Below are 1,359 nucleotides of genomic sequence, written 5' to 3'. Positions count from 1 at the left end.
CCAAATAAAATAAGGCTGAAACAAAAACTCAGTTTTTGCTTCAGCCTCTAGTAAACTAATATTTAATTTTAGTACCAACCATTTGAAAGCCAGTGTTGTTTAGCAGCTGACCATGAACCATATTGGCTAGCAACATAACTATCAGCAACTTTTTCTTGATTAGCGGCTGAGTAGTCACCATTTAGGTAGCTTGAGCTTAATTGATACTTACCAATGTATTGGCCATTTCTAGCTGTGTATGAGCCACCAGATTCACGATTAGCAATCCATGCTTTAGCAGAAGAATCTGAACCACTCGTTTGGCTTGTGTAACTGGAACTGCTGCTTGTGTTTGAACTTGAGTTATTGCTTGAAGTAGTTGATTGGCTATTTGTTGAAGCTGAAGGCGTTGTTTGAACCTCTTGCTTTTTAGCTTGACGAATTGTGCCGTCAGTTGTAATCATTAATTTTTGGCCAACATAAATTAAATTAATGTCAGCAATGTTGTTTTTCTTAGCTAAGTCGTTCACCATACTGGTATCCTTAGCATATTGGTACGAAATTTCAGAAAGTGTGTCGCCAGATTTTACTGTGTAAATCTCGTCAGCGTTGGCGTGAGTTGCAACAGCAATTGTACCAAATGCCACTGCACCGATTGTTGCAGCAGAAAACTTAAGAGCATTCTTTCGTAAATTCATAAATTAAAAAACCATCCTTTTTAAGTCTACAGTTATTTTCATCAACGTTTAATATCATAACCGATAGATATTACTAATATGTAACAGACAGTTTTCTTTTTGGGGCTATTTTGTGTTCTTTGTAATAATTTGAAATATATCGGTCAAAATAAAGCTTATTTGAAGCTAATCGTTCGTCTCGTCATAATTCATTTTTTACGGTATGATGTTCCAAATGGGAGGCGATCAACTTTGAATAATAATCAGGTAATCTTACACAAAATAGATCAACTACTTGATGAAATCACAACTGATTTTGATTATTACATTCATCAACAAACTCTTAATCGTGGTGCTGATAGTATTAGAACTTCATTACAAATGGCCCATGTGGCAAGGAACGAAATGATTTTTTTAATCACCCTATTAAATTTAATCAATGAACAACAAGCCAAAGTTAATCTGTTGAGCAGCCATTTTTTCTTATCTAAATCGCAACTCCAAAACGAGGCTGCTAAGTTCAGCCGCTTTGTGACAACTACCGATGATTATCACCAAACATTAGTTGAAACATCTAAGATGCAACATTTTTTAACGAACAAAGCTCTGATGGAATCCTCTGAAATGTATAAGCAAATCATCATTGATGACTTGCTAGCTGAGCTTAATTCACCTACGTCAAAAAGAGGCTGAAGTAAAAAAC

The 1,359-nt window shown here is 35.3% G+C and carries 2 protein-coding genes; one reads left to right on the top strand and one right to left on the bottom strand.

The features are described from left to right. Window positions 1-68 precede the first annotated feature (68 nt). Complete coding sequence (gene apf, locus WDC_RS09200) at window positions 69-677, bottom strand: aggregation-promoting factor (protein WP_044011550.1); 609 nt, start codon at window positions 675-677, stop codon at window positions 69-71. A 231-nt stretch (window positions 678-908) separates the two neighbouring features. On the opposite strand from apf, the gene WDC_RS09195 reads away from it, so the two are divergent. Next, window positions 909-1,349, top strand: a complete 441-nt coding sequence (locus WDC_RS09195; RefSeq protein WP_044011549.1) for a hypothetical protein — start codon at window positions 909-911, stop codon at window positions 1,347-1,349. Window positions 1,350-1,359: the final 10 nt, after the last annotated feature.

This window comes from Paucilactobacillus wasatchensis, assembly GCF_000876205.1.
Lineage (GTDB): Bacteria > Bacillota > Bacilli > Lactobacillales > Lactobacillaceae > Paucilactobacillus > Paucilactobacillus wasatchensis.
This window is presented reverse-complemented; position numbering and strand designations above follow the sequence as displayed.

Bases quoted from the DNA above. Each gene is read 5' to 3' on its own strand.
- apf (WP_044011550.1), bottom strand. From the start codon at position 677: ATGAATTTACGAAAGAATGCTCTTAAGTTTTCTGCTGCAACAATCGGT.